At 63.6% G+C, this 17276-nt stretch carries 9 protein-coding genes; 2 read left to right on the top strand and 7 right to left on the bottom strand.

What is annotated here, in order from left to right:
- Positions 1-23: 23 nt before the first annotated feature.
- The 3 genes from VH569_RS28310 to VH569_RS28300 form a co-directional block, all read right to left on the bottom strand.
- Positions 24-1067: a fatty acid desaturase gene (locus VH569_RS28310; RefSeq protein ID WP_423319811.1), complete on the bottom strand. Its 1044-nt coding sequence runs from the start codon at positions 1065-1067 to the stop codon at positions 24-26.
- 65 nt (positions 1068-1132) lie between these two features.
- Positions 1133-1612, bottom strand: coding sequence for a DUF2147 domain-containing protein (locus tag VH569_RS28305; RefSeq protein ID WP_423319846.1), 480 nt, complete (start codon positions 1610-1612; stop codon positions 1133-1135).
- Between the two features lie 492 nt (positions 1613-2104).
- Entirely contained in the window at positions 2105-3751 is a 1647-nt protein-coding gene (locus VH569_RS28300) for an ELWxxDGT repeat protein (RefSeq protein WP_423319809.1), read from the bottom strand.
- A gap of 358 nt (positions 3752-4109) precedes the next feature.
- Between VH569_RS28300 and mgtA the strand changes: the two genes are divergently transcribed.
- A complete protein-coding gene (mgtA, locus tag VH569_RS28295; RefSeq protein ID WP_423319807.1) occupies positions 4110-6653 on the top strand; it encodes a magnesium-translocating P-type ATPase in 2544 nt (847 codons plus the stop codon).
- A gap of 541 nt (positions 6654-7194) precedes the next feature.
- Positions 7195-7560, top strand: coding sequence for a response regulator (locus VH569_RS28290; RefSeq protein WP_098735085.1), 366 nt, complete (start codon positions 7195-7197; stop codon positions 7558-7560).
- A gap of 78 nt (positions 7561-7638) precedes the next feature.
- On the opposite strand, the gene VH569_RS28285 is transcribed toward VH569_RS28290, so the two are convergent.
- The 4 genes from VH569_RS28285 to VH569_RS28270 all read right to left on the bottom strand — a co-directional run bounded on the left by VH569_RS28285 (position 7639) and on the right by VH569_RS28270 (position 17130).
- Positions 7639-8214, bottom strand: a complete 576-nt coding sequence (locus tag VH569_RS28285) for a chemotaxis protein CheB (RefSeq protein WP_423319805.1) — start codon at positions 8212-8214, stop codon at positions 7639-7641.
- Between the two features lie 114 nt (positions 8215-8328).
- Entirely contained in the window at positions 8329-8661 is a 333-nt protein-coding gene (locus VH569_RS28280) for a response regulator (protein ID WP_423319803.1), read from the bottom strand.
- A gap of 29 nt (positions 8662-8690) precedes the next feature.
- A complete protein-coding gene (locus VH569_RS28275) occupies positions 8691-11846 on the bottom strand; it encodes a chemotaxis protein CheB (protein ID WP_423319802.1) in 3156 nt (1051 codons plus the stop codon).
- A 460-nt stretch (positions 11847-12306) separates the two neighbouring features.
- Positions 12307-17130 carry a chemotaxis protein CheB gene (locus tag VH569_RS28270; protein ID WP_423319800.1) on the bottom strand — a complete coding sequence of 1608 codons (4824 nt, stop codon included), beginning with the start codon at positions 17128-17130 and terminating at the stop codon, positions 12307-12309.
- Positions 17131-17276: the final 146 nt, after the last annotated feature.

Here is a 17276-nt window from a genome sequence, read left to right as displayed (position 1 = left end):
GGCGGGTGGCCGGGGAAATGTGGTCAAGGGAACGGGACGAGCTTTCCACGCGCTTCGTCCCACAGCCAGAGACAGCCTCCAGCCAACGCCCCTCCCAGGGTGAGAACGGGCGCTTCCTGGAGTGCCCGAATATCCCGGTGGCATTGCTGCAGATGATAGTTGGGAATGCGGGGATTCAGATGATGGATGTGGTGGAAACCGATGTTGCCGGTGAACCATTGGAGTATGGCGGAAAGACGCAGGTAGGAACTTCCCTGCAAGGCCGCGAGTTGTGGCTCCCATTGCTCCTGCCGAACCCACAGCGTGTGCTCGAACCGGTGCTGGACCGAGAACAGCCAGACGCCGGCTATGGCGGCGAGGATCGTAATGGGCAATTGCACCAGCAGCACCGTGCCGAAGCCGAGCCAGGCCGCGAGCGTTAGCAGCAGGGCGGCGATCATCAGGTTGGTTTTATGGACGGACAGCCGCTCCTGCCGCCAATCGGACGGCGTGTCGAAGGGGAAACGGTACAGCACGAGGAAGACCAGCGGCGGCAGCAGGATCAGCGCCACCACCGGATAGCGGAGCAGGCGATGGAAAAGACGCTCGCGATGGCCGAGCGCGTTGTACTCGTCCAGCGTCAGACAGGATGAGTAGATGTCGTATCCACTGTTCCGCCGGTCGAGATTGTTCCAGTTGGCATGATGACCGGCATGCTGGCGCCGCCAGTTGGCATAGGGAGTCAAGGTCATGACACCGCACAGCGTGCCGATGGCATCGTTGGCCCGCCGTGACCGGAAGAAGGCCCCGTGCCCGCAATCGTGTTGGATGATGAAAATGCGAACCAGGAAGCCGGCGGCCGGAACGGCAAGCAGCAGCGTGACGGCGTAGCTGATGTCGAGGCTGAGGACCATGAGCGCCCAGCACCCGATGAAGGGCAGGACCGACGTTGCCAGTTGGGCGAGGCTGCGGACGAGGTTTGGTGTCTGGTAGGGGCGAAGCCGTTCGCGCAAAAGCGCATGTCCACCATCGCCGATTGCGACATCGTTGTGCGGCGGCAATGTCGCACCCACGGCATCCTGAGTCATAAGCCCTCTCCTCGAAGAAGGTATTGGAAGCCGGCGCCGATTTTCTCGGGATGACGTAGGGGGCCTCACCCGTGACTTCGGCATTTATACTCGATCTCGTTTGCCGATGAACCGTCCACCCGTGTCCAAGTCTCGCTTCGCCCGAAGATCGGTACCCCTATATAGGCACGAACTCTCAATGACTCATCCGACAGGACGGTGATACTGCCACTGTAGGTCTGGCCATCCTGAGGATTGTAAACGGACCCGTCCCAGCGGTCGGGACCTACGGGGGTAAGGCCGGTTATGACGACGAGGCCGCAGATCCGCTGTGCTTGCTTGGCTGGATCCGGGTTCTTCTGATCCAGACGAGGCGAGCCACTCCGATCCGTAGCGTTCTCCAGCCAGATAATCCGACCGCAGAATCGATTGGCACAGCGGGTGATCCTAAGGACCGCATCCTTGTCTGCGGTTAGCCAGACACCTTGCAAGTCGGCTGCCGAAGCCGTCCCCGGCAGCCGGACAAGCGCCAAGCACCCGACGGCTATCACCACCGATCGGAGCATCGCCTTTTTGCACAAAGCAGGATCCTCCCGATTTCCCGGCTCCGGTTAATATCGCGGGCGATCGGCCGAACCGCTAGGGCGGACGTCCACCATCCTTTCGGCGATACGCTTTTGGTCGCGGGAATGGGTTGGTCAGGGGCGGGTTGCACCAGCGTTTAAGGCGGCAGCTTGACGGTGCGAGCGGCCAGCATCGCGAAGCTTTCCTGGTAGGGGAAGCTGGTCGGCGGAGGTGAGACGGCCACAATCGAAGTCAACGACAACCGGCTTGTCGGCAACCGGTGATAAGACGGGAGGAACGCCGGAACTCTCAGCCAAGGCGGGCGTGAACTCCATTGATCCGCTGTGAGACTGCGTCATCACAAGAATCATGTACGAAGTCTGTGGCTTAACCCCGCGCCCGCCGACCCGGCTCCGGTGAATTGGTCAGGTAGAAATCCCGACACGGTTCAGGGGGCGGTCGTGGCAATCGACACCAGCTTGAAATGAGTGGCATCAGATCCCGGCGATCTCCAGCGTGCCATAAAGCAGGCTGAAGGGGTGGGAGGTGGCGAGCTTCGTCACCTCATACCCGTCGGCATCCAAKCGGAACAGCGCGCCGCCTTGCCCGGCGTCGRTCSCGCTGAAAWAGAGGCTGTCGCCGACCGMGTGGAGGTTGCYGGGCGCCGTCCARWTCGTGTCGTGGGACCTGTCCGCYACCATGCGCGTGCCAGCCTCGGTACCGTYGCTCATCCACAGACTGCGTCCGTGCACTCCGTCGTCCGCGGTGAAGAACACCCTGTCGYCCAGAACGGCGAAGTCCSCGATGTTGGCCCCKGCGCTGCCAGGGGCGATRTCCTTCACCATGCGCGTTCCCTGCTCCGTCCCGTCCGACATCCARAGCTCGAAGCCGTGCTSCCCATCSCYGGCCACAAAGGCAATYYGGTCGTCGAAGGCGACATACYGGTTGGGCAGGGAGAGGCCGACCGGCGGAAAATTCTTTACCAGCATTGTGCCTTCCGGGGTTCCGTCGCTGGTCCAYAAATCCTCGCCGTGGTTATAGAACAGCCTGTCTCCCACTGCGGTCAGGACCTCCAAGCGCCCGGCCCTTGGGTCCTCGCCAATGCTGCCATCCAGCTTGACCGTGCCCTCATCCGTCCCGTYGCTGACCCAAAGCTGGCCATAGCCGCCGGTCCCGTCCCAGGCGGTCAGGAACAGCCGGTCGCCGACCGCCGTCAGATGCGTGGGCAGGATCGGCAGGGGAACCGGGGGRTCGAAGCYGSCGGGGAAGAAATCCTTGACCAGTTCCGTCCCGGCCGCCGTGCCATCCGACCGCCACAGTGCCCTGCCATGCTCGCTGTCGTTGGCGGTGAAGAACAGCTCGTCCCCRACCGCCGTCAGGTTGGAGGGAAAGGACGGCCGTCCRCCGGCATTCACGTCCTTTACCATATGCGTCCCGGCCGCCGTCCCGTCGCTGACCCAAAGCTCYCCTCCATGCTGGCCGTCGTYCGCCTCGAAATAAAGGCGGCCGTCCGCTATGGTCAGGGCCGTGGGTGCCGACGATGCGACGCCTGGATTGAGGTCCATCAGCAGGCGGGTTCCACCCGGTGTTCCGTCAGTGGACCACAATTCACGCCCATGGACGCCGTCGTCGGCGCTGAAATAAACAYGCCCATGGAGTTCGATAAAGCCCTGCGGCTCCGATGAAGCCACCCGTGGAGCGATGTCCCGCAGCAGGGTGGCCCGGCGCCCGTCCGTTCCCCACAGCTCGTTCCCACTCGCATTGTCCGTCGCCGCGAATACGGCGCTGGCTTTCATCGGCTCRKYTTTCAGTCGCAGATTGCCGGCAGYGAGATCCTCGCGCGACAGGCCCATCAGCTTCACGCCGTCRCGTGGTCCAAAATCGAGGACCAGCCCGTCGCTGTCCTGGTGGGAGCRGRCCAGCACATCTTCCAGGCTGCCGATCCCACTCCAGGCCCGCAGGTCCAACAGGTCCCCGTCGGCTCCGCCCCGGAAGTCGCCGATGCAGTCCCAACCGTCGCCGGGTTTGAGAATGAARCGGTCGCSGCCGCCGCCGCCTTCCATGTARTCGTTGCCGCGATTGCCGRCGATGATGTCGTTCCCTTCGCCGCCGAACAGAAAGTCGCGGCGCCCGCTGCCCATGATTGTCCGCCCGGAYGTGCCGTGATGCTTTTCATGATCCTGTCCCATGMCGGCGCCCTTTCGATGGTAGCRGYGGGTCTGGRTAGAAATGCTCTTARARGTTGCTGYTGCGARTGACGCATCGGGCCAGGGCTCTATCGKCCCATCCGTCTACTCCRRTCCAGCGRMAATRTTTTTAGCATTGTCCAACCGAAAGRGTGCCGGCAGTRAAAATCCRGAGCGTCRGTCCGCGGTCGCCGTTTTCGAATCYRGCCGTGTGGCGCYRRGTCCCAACCRTGAAATTGCGGGMTATCGTWMGCGTYRTTTCTCCTTCCTTNGGCCGACGCCTACACTKRTGYAACTGCCGAGGACACGACCTTTGGACCAAGGCAYCATCGCTGACGRGATCTGGAAACAACCGATCTCWGTCGTGCTYAAAAACCTGGATGCGACSCCCGCCGGGCTGAGCCGGACCGAGACGGAGGCCCGCCGGCGCMGATACGGCCTCAACCAGCCGCTGGCGCGCCGCCGCCGGCCGCTCTGGCTGCAATTCCTGACCCGCTTCCTSAATCCYCTGGTGCTGATCCTGYTGTTYGCCAGCGGCCTGTCGGCAGCCACCGGGAACATCACCAGCTTCGTCATCGTGATCGTCATGGTCGTGCTSAGCGTCACCCTGGACTTCGTCCARGAGATGCGGGCCGAGAACGCCGTGGAGGCGCTACGCCGCACCGTCGCCGTGCGTGTGCAGGTRCGCCGGGACGGTGTGGAGGTATCGGAGCCAGTGGATCAACTGGTTCCAGGCGATGTGGTCCGTCTGGCCGCCGGCGATCTGGTTCCAGCCGACTGCCGCCTCCTCGAAGCGCGCGATCTGTTCGTCAACCAGGCCATGCTGACCGGGGAGCCCTACCCGGCRGAAAAGCGGGTCGATGCCGTCGCGATCCCGGCYGAAGACGTTGAGAAGGCGCTCGACACCATATTCATGGGGACCTCGGTCATCAGYGGCAGCGCCACCGCCGTGGTCTGCCGGACCGGCGACGCGACGGCGTTCGGTCAGTTGAGCGGYACCCTGCAGGCGCCTCYGCCTCCCACCGCCTTCGAACTGGGCATCCGCCAGTTCGGTTTCCTCATACTGCGCCTGACGATCTTCCTGGTGTTGTTCGTGCTGGCGGTGAATGTRCTGTTCCAYCGSCCYTGGCTGGARTCCCTGATGTTCGCCCTRGCCCTGGCGGTCGGGCTGACGCCGGAACTGYTGCCGATGATCGTCACCGTCACGYTGGCGCGCGGGGCGATGCGGCTGGCGGAGCGCCGTGTCATCGTCAAACGGCTGGCGGCCATGCACAACATCGGCGCCATGGACGTRYTGTGCACCGACAAGACCGGGACWCTGACGGARGCGACGATCCGGATGGTCAGGCACCTGGATTTCCGTGGCGCGGAGAGCGAGCGCGTCTTYCGGCTGGCCTACCTGAACAGCCATTTCGARAGCGGCATCAAGAGCCCGCTGGACGAGGCCATCATCGCCTTCCGCACCCTCGACSTGACCGGCTGGCAGAAGATCGACGAGGTGCCGTTCGATTTYGAACGGCGGCGCGTCTCGGTTCTCGTTAGCGATGGCACYGAGCGGCKGCTGGTGGTCAAGGGGGCGCCGGAAGACGTKCTGCGGCAGTCYACCCATTATGAAGGCGAAGGTGGCGTCGAGAAGCCGCTCGAYCCGGCGGYGCGGGCAGAACTGGATGCCCTGTTCCAGAAACTGGGAGAGGACGGGTTCCGGGTGCTGGCGATCGCCTCCAAGGCGATGRGGCCGGATCATGCCTCCGCYGCGCTGGGAGACGAAAGCGAACTGGCCTTCGCCGGCTACGCGGTYTTCCTCGATCCGCCMAAGGCGAGTGCCATGGCGGCGATCCGCGATCTGACCGGGGCCGGGGTGGCCGTGCGYCTTCTGACCGGCGACAACGAGCGGGTGACGCGGCACGTCTGCGCCGAGCTCGGCCTGCCCGTCAYCGGCCTGATCACCGGCGACGATCTGCGGGCGATGAGCGARGAGGCGTTGCGGGCCCGCCTCCCCAAGGTCAACGTGTTCTGCCGGGTGACGCCGGCTCAGAAGGAACGCGTGCTGCTGGCGTACAAGCGCTCCGGCCGGGTGGTGGGTTTCCTGGGCGACGGGATCAACGACGCCTCCGCCCTCCATGCCGCCGACGTCGGCATCTCGGTGGACAGCGCCGCCGACGTTGCTAAGGAGGCAGCCGGCCTGATCCTGCTCGACCACGATCTGTCGGTGGTGCACGAGGCGGTGATGGAGGGGCGCCGGACGGTGCAGAACGTCACCAAATACATCCTGATGGGAAGCAGTTCGAATTTCGGCAACATGTTCAGCATGGCGGGAGCGTCGCTGTTCCTGCCCTTCCTGCCGATGCTGCCGACCCAGGTGCTGCTCAACAACCTGCTCTACGATGCGTCGGAGGCCGGCGTTCCGCTCGACAACGTGGAGGCGGAGGCGTTGGCCCTGCCGGTGCAGTGGGATCTGCGGCTGATCCAGCGCTTCATGCTGGTGTTGGGTCCAGTCAGCTCGCTGTTCGACTTCCTGACCTTCTACGCCTTGCTTCACCTGTTCAACGCCGATGAGGCGCTCTTCCAGACCGGATGGTTCGTGGAGAGTCTTGCCACCCAGGTGCTGGTCATCTTCGTGATCCGCACCCGCCGCAGCCCATGGCTCAGCCGACCCAACGCAATACTGGCCGGGTTGTCGCTGGGAGCTGCCGCCGTCGGCGCGCTGCTGCCGCTGACCCCGCTGGCATCCTTCTTCGGCTTCGTGGTGCCGCCGACATCCTTCTATCTGTTCTTGGTAGCCGCCGTCGTCACCTATCTCGTCCTCGTGGAGATCATCAAGCAGGTGTTCTTCCGTTATGTCGCTCCACGACAGTGATGTGGAACTCAGGGCGTCGAGAAGGGCTCCATCCTGAAAAGTCGGCGTTCAGACGACCCTGCGCGAGACTGGCATCCCGAGGCCGGTCACGATGTTGAAAACCTTGCCGCCGACGCGGGACTCGACCTTCTGTGTCGGGAGGGTTCGGCCACTCGTCGCGATCAGCCGAACGGCTTATCGCTTGAACTTTTCCGTCACCTTACGCCGTTGACCGTTACCCATGCCAAACCTCCCTGTCCCGCAGGTTAACGATGGAGGCCCTTCATTTTCTCCGGGCAAGTCCATCCAATCATGGCTGGGTTGGAATGGCAGGGCCAAACTTTCGTCGGAACCGGCACACCGGACAACGCAAAATTGTCGGCGTTGGAATATTTTTCTTTTCTCAGATCGAAAGCGCCACCAATTATAGTGCTGGCAGTTATTATTGCCAATATCAGAAAAGAGATCTCCATCGGCGCGCGGGTCCATAGCTTTTGCCCGGCAACACATCGGCGACCACTGGCATATCTTCTGGAGAAACCCCAAAACAGGAGAGCTGCGGATGTCTGGAAGGCTGCTGAACGACCGTCGTGTCCTCATCGTTGAGGACGAGTTCCTCGTTACCGTCGTATTGGAGGCGGCAGTCTTGGAGGCAGGCGCCAGTGTGGTTCGGCTTGCCGCTTCGACCGTGGACGCTCTCGCTCTGATCGAAGCCGAAACCTTCCATGTTGCGCTTCTGGATGCCAGATTGGACGAAGAACCGGTCACCTCCGTTGCCGAGGCTCTGGACGCACGGGGCATCCCCTTTGTTTTTCACTCGGGATATGGCCCCGAGCATCTGCCAAGCTCCCACTGTCATCGCCCCCTGCTCCGTAAGCCGTCGCTTTCGTCCACTGTCGTACAAGCGCTGCATGAGGCGATGAAATGATTGGAACCGAAGGATCGTCCACAATGCAGCGAAAGCTGCCGAGTTCCTCAGACAGTCACCGTTGCCTGACGCGATTGGCTACATCCCTTCGGCCAAATCGACCAGAAGTGAAGGCATATCGTCGATGTGGAGGATGTGGTCCGGGTGATCGTCACGCAGGGCGCTGAGCGGCATCGAGGGTGCTTCGGCTTCGTGAGGTTGCTGAACGATGATAAGGCCGCCCTGCGCCTTGATGGCTCTGGCGCCTGCCGTTGCGTCGAAATCCCCGCCGGTCAGCACGACCCCGACCGTTCTCGCCCCGTATGTCGCTGCCGCAGACTCGAAAAGCGGGTCCGCTGCCGGGCGGGTGTGGCGGACCTTAGGGCCGCGATCAAGGTGAATGGCCCCCGGCTGCAGCCGCATGTGGAGATCGGGCGGCGCAACGTAGATCCGACCGCGTTCGATGGGCTGGCCATGAACGGGATGATAGGCAGGGATGGGGCCGGCTCGGCTCAGGAGATGAGGCAGAAGACTGGGACGGTTGGTACCGATGTGGACGACGACAAAAAGGGTCGCTGCCAAGTCGGCAGGAAGTTGGCTGACCAGTCGCTGGAGCGCCTGAACGCCACCAGCGGACGCCGCAACGACAACAATGTCCCGAGTCTGCCGATCCATGCCGGACTCTTATCGTTCAGTTCTGTCCATCACCGCCGGATCAACAGCGGACGCGACCATCCGGCACCATCGCCTTCAGAAATTTCCCACCTTGCCCGGTTCACCGCTCCCCGTTCAGCCGATGGCAGCGTACAGCATGCGGACGATGGCAGCGGGATTGGACGGCTTGCGAAGCAACGGCCGGTGACGGTGCCGTGACGGCAGATGCTCCGGTCCATATCCCGAGTGGAAGACGAAGGGCTTTGCGCCGGCTTCGAGCGCGTCGGCGATGGCGGTCACCCGCTCATCATCGAGGCGGGCATCCAGCACGGCGGCGTCGAAGTCTTCCCGACTGATCAACGCCAAGGCGTCCGCCACGCAGCCGGCCATGCCGACTATCGTGGCTCCCGCGTCCTGCAGAATTTCCTCCAGCATCATGGCGATCAGCAGTTCGTCCTCGACGATCACGATCCGGCAGCCGTCCAGACGCTTTGCAGTCACCGGGCGCTCTCAGGGAAGTCGGGAGCCTCGTCGTCGCTCCTCAGTTGGGCAATCGGTACGGTGAAGGTCGCCTCAAGGCCGGTCGGACGGTAATCGACCGTGGCGTCGCCACGCAGTTCGTAGCGGATCTGCTGGGTGATCAGCTTGGAGCCGAAGCCATGATGGGAGGGCGGCGACAGCACCGGGCCGTCCGTCTCGCGCCAATGGACAAGCAGTGCCGCATCGGCATCCTTCTCCCCGATCTCCCAGGTCACGACGACGCGACCCTCGGCCACCGACAATGCGCCGTATTTGACGGCGTTGGTCACCAGCTCGTGGATCACCATACCGAGCGCCAGAGCGGCCTTGGGCCGGAGCTGAACGGCGGGTCCTTCAACGACGAACCGTCCTTCGCTGCCGGCATAGGGTTTCGCCTCGTTGAGCACGATGTCATTCAGGGGAATATTCCCCCAACGGTCACGGGTCAGCAGATCGTAGGTGCTGGCAACCGCCTGCAGGCGCCCGAGAAACGCGGTACATTCCGGAGCCTTGGCGATCGTCTTCAGCGTCTGCTGGGCCAAGGCGATCACAACGGCGAGCATGTTCTTGACCCGATGGTCGAGTTCGCCGATCAGCTGGCGCTGCTGCTCCTCGGCCTCCTTGAGTGACGTTACGTCCACAAAGGTCAACAACAGGCCTTCCAGATCGTTACGGGCGTTCCGGTACGGCAGGATGCGCATGATGTAGTGCTTGGTGCCGTCCCGGGAGCGGACCGCCTTTTCCACCGGCTCCGTCCCCGCAAGGGCTTGGCCGAGGTCGTGGTCAAGATCCAATTGATCGAGATGACTGACGATATCGGTCAGCGGRCGRCCGCGGTCGCTCGCGATCARATTGAAAATCYGGGTKACCGCCGGCGTGAARCTCCGGATCAGCAGGSAKCGGTCCAGGAARAYGATCCCGATCTGGGTGCTGTTGAAMAGATTYTGGAGRTCGTTGTTGGACTGATCMAGYTCCTCGACCTTGCTGTTGAGYTCGATRTTGACGGCGTGRAGCTCYTCRTTGACGGAYTGCGTTTCCTCYTTGGCYGTTTCCAGCTCYTCGTTGGTCGATTGCAGCTCCTCRTTGACCGAGATGAGYTCCTCRTTGGCGGACTTCARYTCCTCCARKGAGGTYTCRTAYTCTTCRATCGTGCTCTGRAGACGYTCCTTGGTRTCGCGAAGTTCACGYTCCARCTGCTCSACCRCAAYGGGATCCTGRCCCCASTKACKYTCCTTGCCGTARATCTCCTCCGSMGGACTSGGRSRKCCGACRTCGGAAAACAGRACCAGGAAGAAGGSYTCCCCCTCKCGGTCGAACGGYTCGATCGTCAGATCSAGCACTTGGACRCGMTCGTCCACYTCCACCGCMARGTGYTTGCGGGTYACCGGCTTGTGGGTCTGCAYCGCCTCGTGCAGGGCRCCGCGMAGATCSAGCCGCAGYCCCTTRCGGGCCATCGCCAGAAGCTGGCGGTTCGGGGCGCCGGGAGGCGCCTGAAGGTACTTGCCGGTGTTGGCGGAATAATAGACCACCTCACCGTTCWGGTTGACGACGAYRTGGGCCGGRGCGAAACGMTCCAGMACGCGYGCCTCCACATGCCCGCGCAGRTTGGCGGCATTGGACTGGATGGAGCGGGGCGTCTCAGCCCCTCCACGAACCGAGCGGCCGCCATGCTCCGCCAAGGCGAAGGGGATTGTCACCGAAGCGGTGTCCTGCCGGCGGAACAGACGGTGCTTCTTGTCGATGGGCACAAACAGGGCCTGATGCTGCCCGATCGTCTCGGCCACGCCGAGGAACAGATAGCTGCTGGGTCGCAACGCATAGTGGAACATGGGGATGACCTGATCCTGAAGCTCCACCCCCAGGTAGATGAGCAGGTTGCGGCAGGAAATCAGGTCGATGCGCGAAAACGGCGGGTCGCGGACAAGGCTGTGCGCCGAGAAGATGCACAGGTCGCGCACCTCCTTGCGGACGACATAGCTGGTGCCGTCTTCGATGAAATGGCGTTTGAGCCGGTCAGCCGGGACATCCCGCACCAGACTGGCGGGATAGCGCCCGGTGCGGGCCACTTCCAGCGCATGCTCGTCGATGTCGGTGGCGAAGACCTGGATCTTCGGCACGGAGTGGAGGGTTTCCGCATGCTCGGACAGCAGCATGGCGATGGAATACACCTCCTCGCCGGTGGCGCAGCCGGGAACCCAGACGCGCACTGCATCGCCGGTGCTCTTCCCGGCGAACAGATGCGGGATGACGAGCTCCTCCAGCGCCTGGAAGGTCTCGCCATCGCGGAAGAAGGTGGTGACGCCGATCAACAGGTCGCGAAACAGCGCCGCGGCTTCGGTGCGATCCTCGCGCAGATAGCCGACATAGCTGTCGATGTCCGTCAGCCGCAGGGCCTGCATCCTGCGTTGGACCCGGCGCAGAAAGGTGTTGTGCTTGTAGCCGCGGAAGTCGTGTCCGACTTGGTTGCGCAGGATCGTGGTGATGCTTCGGCGCGCCGCCTCCAGCCGCGCATCCTCACGCACCTCCTTCTCGCTCGTCAGGTCGCCCAGCGGCGTGGCGGTTCGCGTGTAGTCCACCAGCGTCGCCGCCATCGTCTCCACCGGCGCGACAAGGTCGACGACGCCGGTGGCGATGGCGCTGTTCGGCATTCCGTCATGGCGGTGGATGCCGTCATGGCCCTGCGCAATGGTGAAGCCGCCCCGCTCCTTGATCGCCTTGACGCCCAGGGTGCCGTCGCTGCCGCTGCCCGACAGGATGATGCCGACGGCCCTTTCCCCACAGTCGCCGGCAAGAGAGCTGAGGAAGATGTCGATCGGGTTGCGCTCGCGATGGGCGGCGTTTTCCGGCCGGACACGCAGCCGGCCGCTCTCGATGGTCAGCAGGGTTCCGGGCTGCAGGGTATAGATGCGGTCGGGTTCGACCAAATCCCCGTCAACGGCTTGGCGTGCCGGTGTGGAGGTACACCGACCGATGATGTCCGCCAGAAGGCTTTCGTGCTGCGGCGCCAGATGGGTGACGACCACGAAGGCCATGCCGCTGTCGGCAGGCAAGGCGCGGAACAGTCCCTCCAAGGCCTCCACCCCGCCGGCGGACGCGCCGATGCCGACGATCGGGAAGGATGCCTTATCGCTCATGGTACTGCCCTTCCGCGGCTCCCGAAGAACCGAACCGATATCGTTTGAGGGTGCCGCTGATGGCGTATTCGCTGGCAGTGCATTTCTCGATATTTCAACTGAGACGATCCACGGTTCGGCAACTCGGCGTTCCATTCTACCGTCGATGCCAAATTTTTACGCCAACGTTCAACTCACTCTTTAGCATCCTCTCGCGGTCGTGCACCACCAGCGTCGTCCCAGTTGCGGAATTGGGAGCCGCGCTCCCGCTGGTATTGACGTTGGCCGGGAACCGTCACGGCTATCGGAAGCACACACGCGGTTTGGATGAACATCTTCCCGTGTAGAAAATAGACAGACGATGTGCTGTTGCTTTGATTTTCGTGTAGTGCCAGCCTGAGGATGCGGCACACGGTGCTTTCCGCATCCACCGGCAAACTTTGCAATGGAACCATCGGCCCTCTCGTCCTCAACCTCATCCTCAGGCGCTTCCTGGCTTCGATGGTTGGGTTGTGAGGGACCGTCTTATGGCGGTCAGCAGAGGCTCCGGGCTGAGCGGCTTGTGCAGCAGCAGGAAGCCGCTGGCACTCGCTTCCCGGATGCGCGCGGGCGAGGTATCACCTGTCAGGAGGATCCCGGGCAGCCGGGTGGCGAAGTGCCGCTCCAGCCGCCGGATCGCTTCAGATCCGGTTTCCGTGCCCCTGAGCCGGAAATCGGCGATGACCAGGTCCGGCGCCCGGCTCTCCAGTCGCTCCACCGCTATGTCGCCGTCGGATGCCGCCACCACATCATAACCCAATTCATGGAGGAAGGCGGCAACCCCGTCGAGAACCGCCGGGTCGTCGTCGATCACCACCACCCGCTCGCCGTTGCCGCCATCGGGTATCGCCGTCTCCTCCTCTTTCGGAACGGGATCCTCCGGACTGGCCAACGGAACCAGGATCTCGAACATCGATCCCCGCCCTGGTGTCGATTGGACCTGGATCGGGTGCTGAAGCAGCGTGGCAAGGCGTTCCACGATGGCAAGCCCCAGCCCGAGTCCCTGCCGCCGGTCGCGCTCCGGATTGTCGACCTGATGGAATTCCTCGAAGATCGAAGCCAGCTGGTTCGGCGGAATGCCGCGCCCGGTGTCCCAGACCTGGATACGCAGGTTCGGGCCGGCGCGGCGGCACCCCATCAGGATGTGGCCCTGGTCGGTGTATTTGATCGCGTTGGCAATGAAGTTCCGCAGGATGCGTTCCAGCAGCTTGGGATCGCTCCGCACCGTCAGGCCGGTCCGAACGCTGTGCAACGACAGTTCGGCAGCCTCGGCCAGCGGCGCAAACTCGGCACACAGCGAGGCGATCATCGTCTGGACCGGACAGGACCGGGCCATTACCTCGATGTTGCCGGCGTCAAGGCGCGACACATCCAGGATATCGTCCAGCATGGCGGTCATGGCGCCCAACGCGTTGCCCATACTGACCAGCAGCTTGCCCGCCGCCTCGCCTTGTGGCTGCATTGCCACCAGATGATGGAACATGATCAGCGCCTGGACCGGCTGACGCAAATCGTGGCTGGCGGCAGCGAGAAAGCGGGTTTTGCTGGCGCTTGCCTGTTCGGCGGCCGCCTTGGCGGCGGCGAGGGCTTCGCGGACTCGCACCTGCTCGGTGACGTCCTCCAGGGCCAACAAGATCAGCCCGCCAGCCTTGTTCAAGCGGCGGGCATTCAGCAGCAGCGTGCGGCGTCGGGCGAAATGCCGGTCATCGGTGTCTTGGCCGCCGGACCCTTGGCTGCCGGACTTTTGACCGCCCGGCTCTCGACCGACAGTCAGCTCCAGCGCCTCGATGACCGTGCCGTCGGGTATGATCCGCTCCAGTGCCTGGTGAAGGGCAGAATCGGCCAGCAGACCGCCGGCCATCTCCGCCAGATCGATACCGAGCACGCCATCCGGCGTGGTGGCGAAGGATTGGTGGAAGGCCGCACTGGCGCCGACCACCCGCAACGTCTCGTCCAGCACCAGAAGCGGTTCGCGAACCGTATCGACGATGGCCTGGGCGAAGTCGCGCTCCGCCCGCGCCGCGCGCAGTACCCCGGCCCGTTCGATGACCAGCCCCAGCACGCTGGCGATGGCCTGGACGAATTCCAGGTCGGCGTCGCTGAACCGCCCGGCGTTGTGGCTGAGCACCGCAAGGACGGATGGTCCCCGCGCCTCGCTGCCGAAAGGGACTGCCAGACCGCTGGAAGTCCGGCAACCGGGCAGCGCCACAGGGGCGCGGACGCGCCGATCGGTGGCGAAATCCTCGACGATCAGCGGCTGCCGGGACCGGAACACCCGTCCGATCAGCGTCGCCATGTCGCTGGGGATCCTGACCTCGGAATCCTGCGGAAGGGAGAAGCCGACACTGCCGAGCAGGATCAGATCCTCGGCGTCCCCGGTACGCCGGCCGGAGGGATCCTCGCCGGGGCCGAGGATGGCGACGCCGTCCACGTCAAGCCCCTCGGCGATGAGGTGGGCCGCTTCCACCAGCGTATCCGGCCCCTCCACTCCGATGGGGTCCTTGCGCCCGAGATCGGCGATCAGCTTGTACTGGCGCGCGCGCAGGGCCATGGCCAGACTGGTGCGCTTCAGCGGCGTCACGTCGCTGAAGGTGATGACGACCCCCTCCACCCGAGCGTGCTGCGTGCGATAGGGCTGGATACGGCGCAGGTAGGTGGTGTCGCCGTCCATCGACACCTCCCGTTCCGAAGGCGTCACTGACGACAACACCGACCGGATGTCGGCCAGCAGGTATGGGTCGGAGAAATGGCGGGCGATGTCGGTGATCGGGCGTCCGGTATCCTGCGGCAGCAGAGCGAACAGCCGGGTCGCCGTCGGAGTGAAACGCTTGATCCGCAGGTCCGACGACAGGAAGATCGTGGCGATGTCGGTGCTGCTCAGCAGATTGCCGAGGTCGTTGGTGGTCGCCTCCAACTCGTCGACTTTTTCATGGAGCTGGGCGTTCAGCGTGCTGAGTTCCTCGTTGAGGGATTGCAGCTCTTCCTTGGAGGTCTCCAGCTCCTCGGTGGTCGACTGGTACTCCTCCCCGATCGACAGGATCTCCTCGTTGGCGGCCCGCAACGCCGCGCTGGTGGCGCTGAGTTCTTCGATGGTGTCGTTCAACTCTTCACGGGTCATGCGCAGCTCGCTTTCGAGCTGTTCGACGCCGTCCATATCGGCCGGCGGCGGCGCGGCCTCGCCGGCCGGCATGCTTGGCGCCGTGTCGCCGGCCGTGAAGGTGACCAGGAGCAGATCGTTGCCGGCCCGGGGGAAGCGCACCGGGATCACCAGAATGGTCACCGATACCACGACGCCCTGGCGGTTGTGCCTGATCCCGGAAATCTGGATACGGCCGTGCGAGGCGATCGCCTGGGCGACGGCGCGGCGCAGTTGCAGGCGCAACTCCCCGCGCGTCATCGCCGTCAGATCCCAGGGCGGCTCCCCCGTCGGCAGGTCGAGAAACTCGCCGGTCGGACCGAACAGGTATTGGACGCGATGCAGCCCGTCGATCAGAACCGCCGCCGGGGCGTATTCGAGCAACAGGGCCTGTCGGATGATGTCGGCCGGGCTGGTCCCACGCAAGGAGGTGGGCGGTGCCGGCACCGTGATCGCAGACCGCCCGCTCGTCGGCGGGACCGTCACCGCGCTGCCGCGTGTCGTGCCGATTTTCCGGTAAAGGCGCCATTTCTTCGATAATGGTGCGAACAGGTCGGAGCGCGCGTCAATGGATTCCGCGGTGCCGAGGAGCAGGCCGCCATTCTCGACCAGAGCGAAATTGAACAGCGCGAAGATGGACTTCTGCACGTCCGGCTCGATGTAGATCAGCATGTTGCGGCAGCTGATCAGATCGAGCTTCGAAAAGGGCGGGTCGCTGAGCAGGTCGTGCTGGGCGAAGGATACCGCGTCGCGCAACGGCTTGGCCACCTTGTAGCCGCCCTCGGCCTTGGTGAAATAGCGGTCGAGCCGTTCGACCGACACGTCGACGGCGATGGTTTCCGGATACAGACCGGTGCGGGCGATGGTCAGCGCCCGGCTGTCCACATCGGTGGCGAACACCCGGAAGTCGGGGGATGATCCGCTCTGCGCGCAGGCTTCCATCAGCAGGATGGCGATGGAGTATGCCTCTTCCCCGGTGGCGCAGGCCGGGACCCAGACGCGGATCGGCTTCCCCGCCGGCCGATTCCGCACCAGCGGGGCGATGAAATCGCCGGCCAAGACCTCGAAAGCCGGATCGTCGCGGAAAAAGCGGGTCACGCTGATCAGAATGTCGCGCGACAGCAGTTCGATCTCTGCCGGGTGCGTGCCCAGAAAGGATCGATATTCCGGCATGTCGGCGATGTGGTGAATCCCCATGCGCCGTTCGATGCGGCGGGCCAGCGATCGCGGCTTGTATGCCCGGTGGTCGCGCTTGGTCTGTGCGTTCAACAGGTCGAGGATGGCGCTCAGTGCGGCGTTCGGTACGTCCGGCTGCTCTGCCGCCACGGGGCCGAGATAGGGCTGGTGAACGAAATCGACGATGACGCCGGGCATACGTTCCGGCGCCAGGATGTAATCGGCCATGCCGGTGGCGATGGCGCTGCCCGGCATGCCGTCGAAATCGGCGGTTGTCGGGTCCTGCACGACCACCAGCCCGCCGCATTCTTTGATCGAGCGCAGACCATTGGTGCCGTCCGCACCGGTGCCGGACAGCACGACGCAGATCGCCTTCTCCTGTTGGTCGGTCGCCAACGTGCGGAAGAAGATGTCGATGGGCAGGGTCGCGTCAGTCGACAGCTGCGATTCGCGAATGCGCAGCTGGCCGGCCTCCATGGTCGGCAACCAGCCTGCCGGAGCGATGTAGACGTGATCTGCCTCCAGCGGAATCCCGTCATGGGCCGTATGGACCGACAGCGGCGTCACTTTTGCCAGGAGGTCGGACAGCAGCCTTTCATTGTTCGGAATCCGATGCTGGATCACCACGAAGGCAAGGCGGCTGGCCGCCGGCACGGCGCTGAGCAGCGCGGTGATGGCCTTGAGGCCGCCAGCCGAGGCGCCGATTCCAACAATTGCCAAAGGGCCGGACCGCGTGTCCCGCTCTTCAGCCGGAGCCATGGACGGTATGTCCTGGCAATGCCGATCCCTGCTTTCATCCGATGACATCTTGTCCGCCTCCAGCCCCATACCACGACCCCCACTCGGTCTTTGCCGACATCCACTGTTCTGGTCCACCAAATCGTTATGGTGGGAGGGTATTAGGCCGGTACGCGGATGTTCACCAATTAAGATGCTTAGAAGCTTACGACACATTGACGATCGGAGGGAGAAATTAAAAGAAATCGCTGTGGATATTCATATGCGCACTTCTGCAATCGAATTTATATTTCCGAATTCCAGAGCGTGAACTGTTTGTAATCAATGGATTGCGCCTGAAGTTACGCCCGGCCGGCCGCTGT

Source organism: Azospirillum sp. 11R-A (assembly GCF_049472615.1).
In the GTDB taxonomy this organism is placed as follows: Bacteria; Pseudomonadota; Alphaproteobacteria; order Azospirillales; family Azospirillaceae; genus Azospirillum; species Azospirillum palustre.
The sequence above is the reverse complement of the archived record's forward strand: the minus strand, read 5'-3'. Positions and strand labels throughout refer to the sequence as shown.

Excerpts from the sequence above, each read along its gene's own strand:
- VH569_RS28305 (WP_423319846.1), bottom strand. The coding sequence starts at position 1,612 with ATGCTCCGATCGGTGGTGATAGCCGTCGGGTGCTTGGCGCTTGTCCGG.
- VH569_RS28310 (WP_423319811.1), bottom strand. The coding sequence starts at position 1,067 with ATGACTCAGGATGCCGTGGGTGCGACATTGCCGCCGCACAACGATGTC.
- VH569_RS28270 (WP_423319800.1), bottom strand. The coding sequence starts at position 17,130 with ATGTGTCGTAAGCTTCTAAGCATCTTAATTGGTGAACATCCGCGTACC.
- VH569_RS28285 (WP_423319805.1), bottom strand. The coding sequence starts at position 8,214 with ATGGATCGGCAGACTCGGGACATTGTTGTCGTTGCGGCGTCCGCTGGT.
- VH569_RS28290 (WP_098735085.1), top strand. The coding sequence starts at position 7,195 with ATGTCTGGAAGGCTGCTGAACGACCGTCGTGTCCTCATCGTTGAGGAC.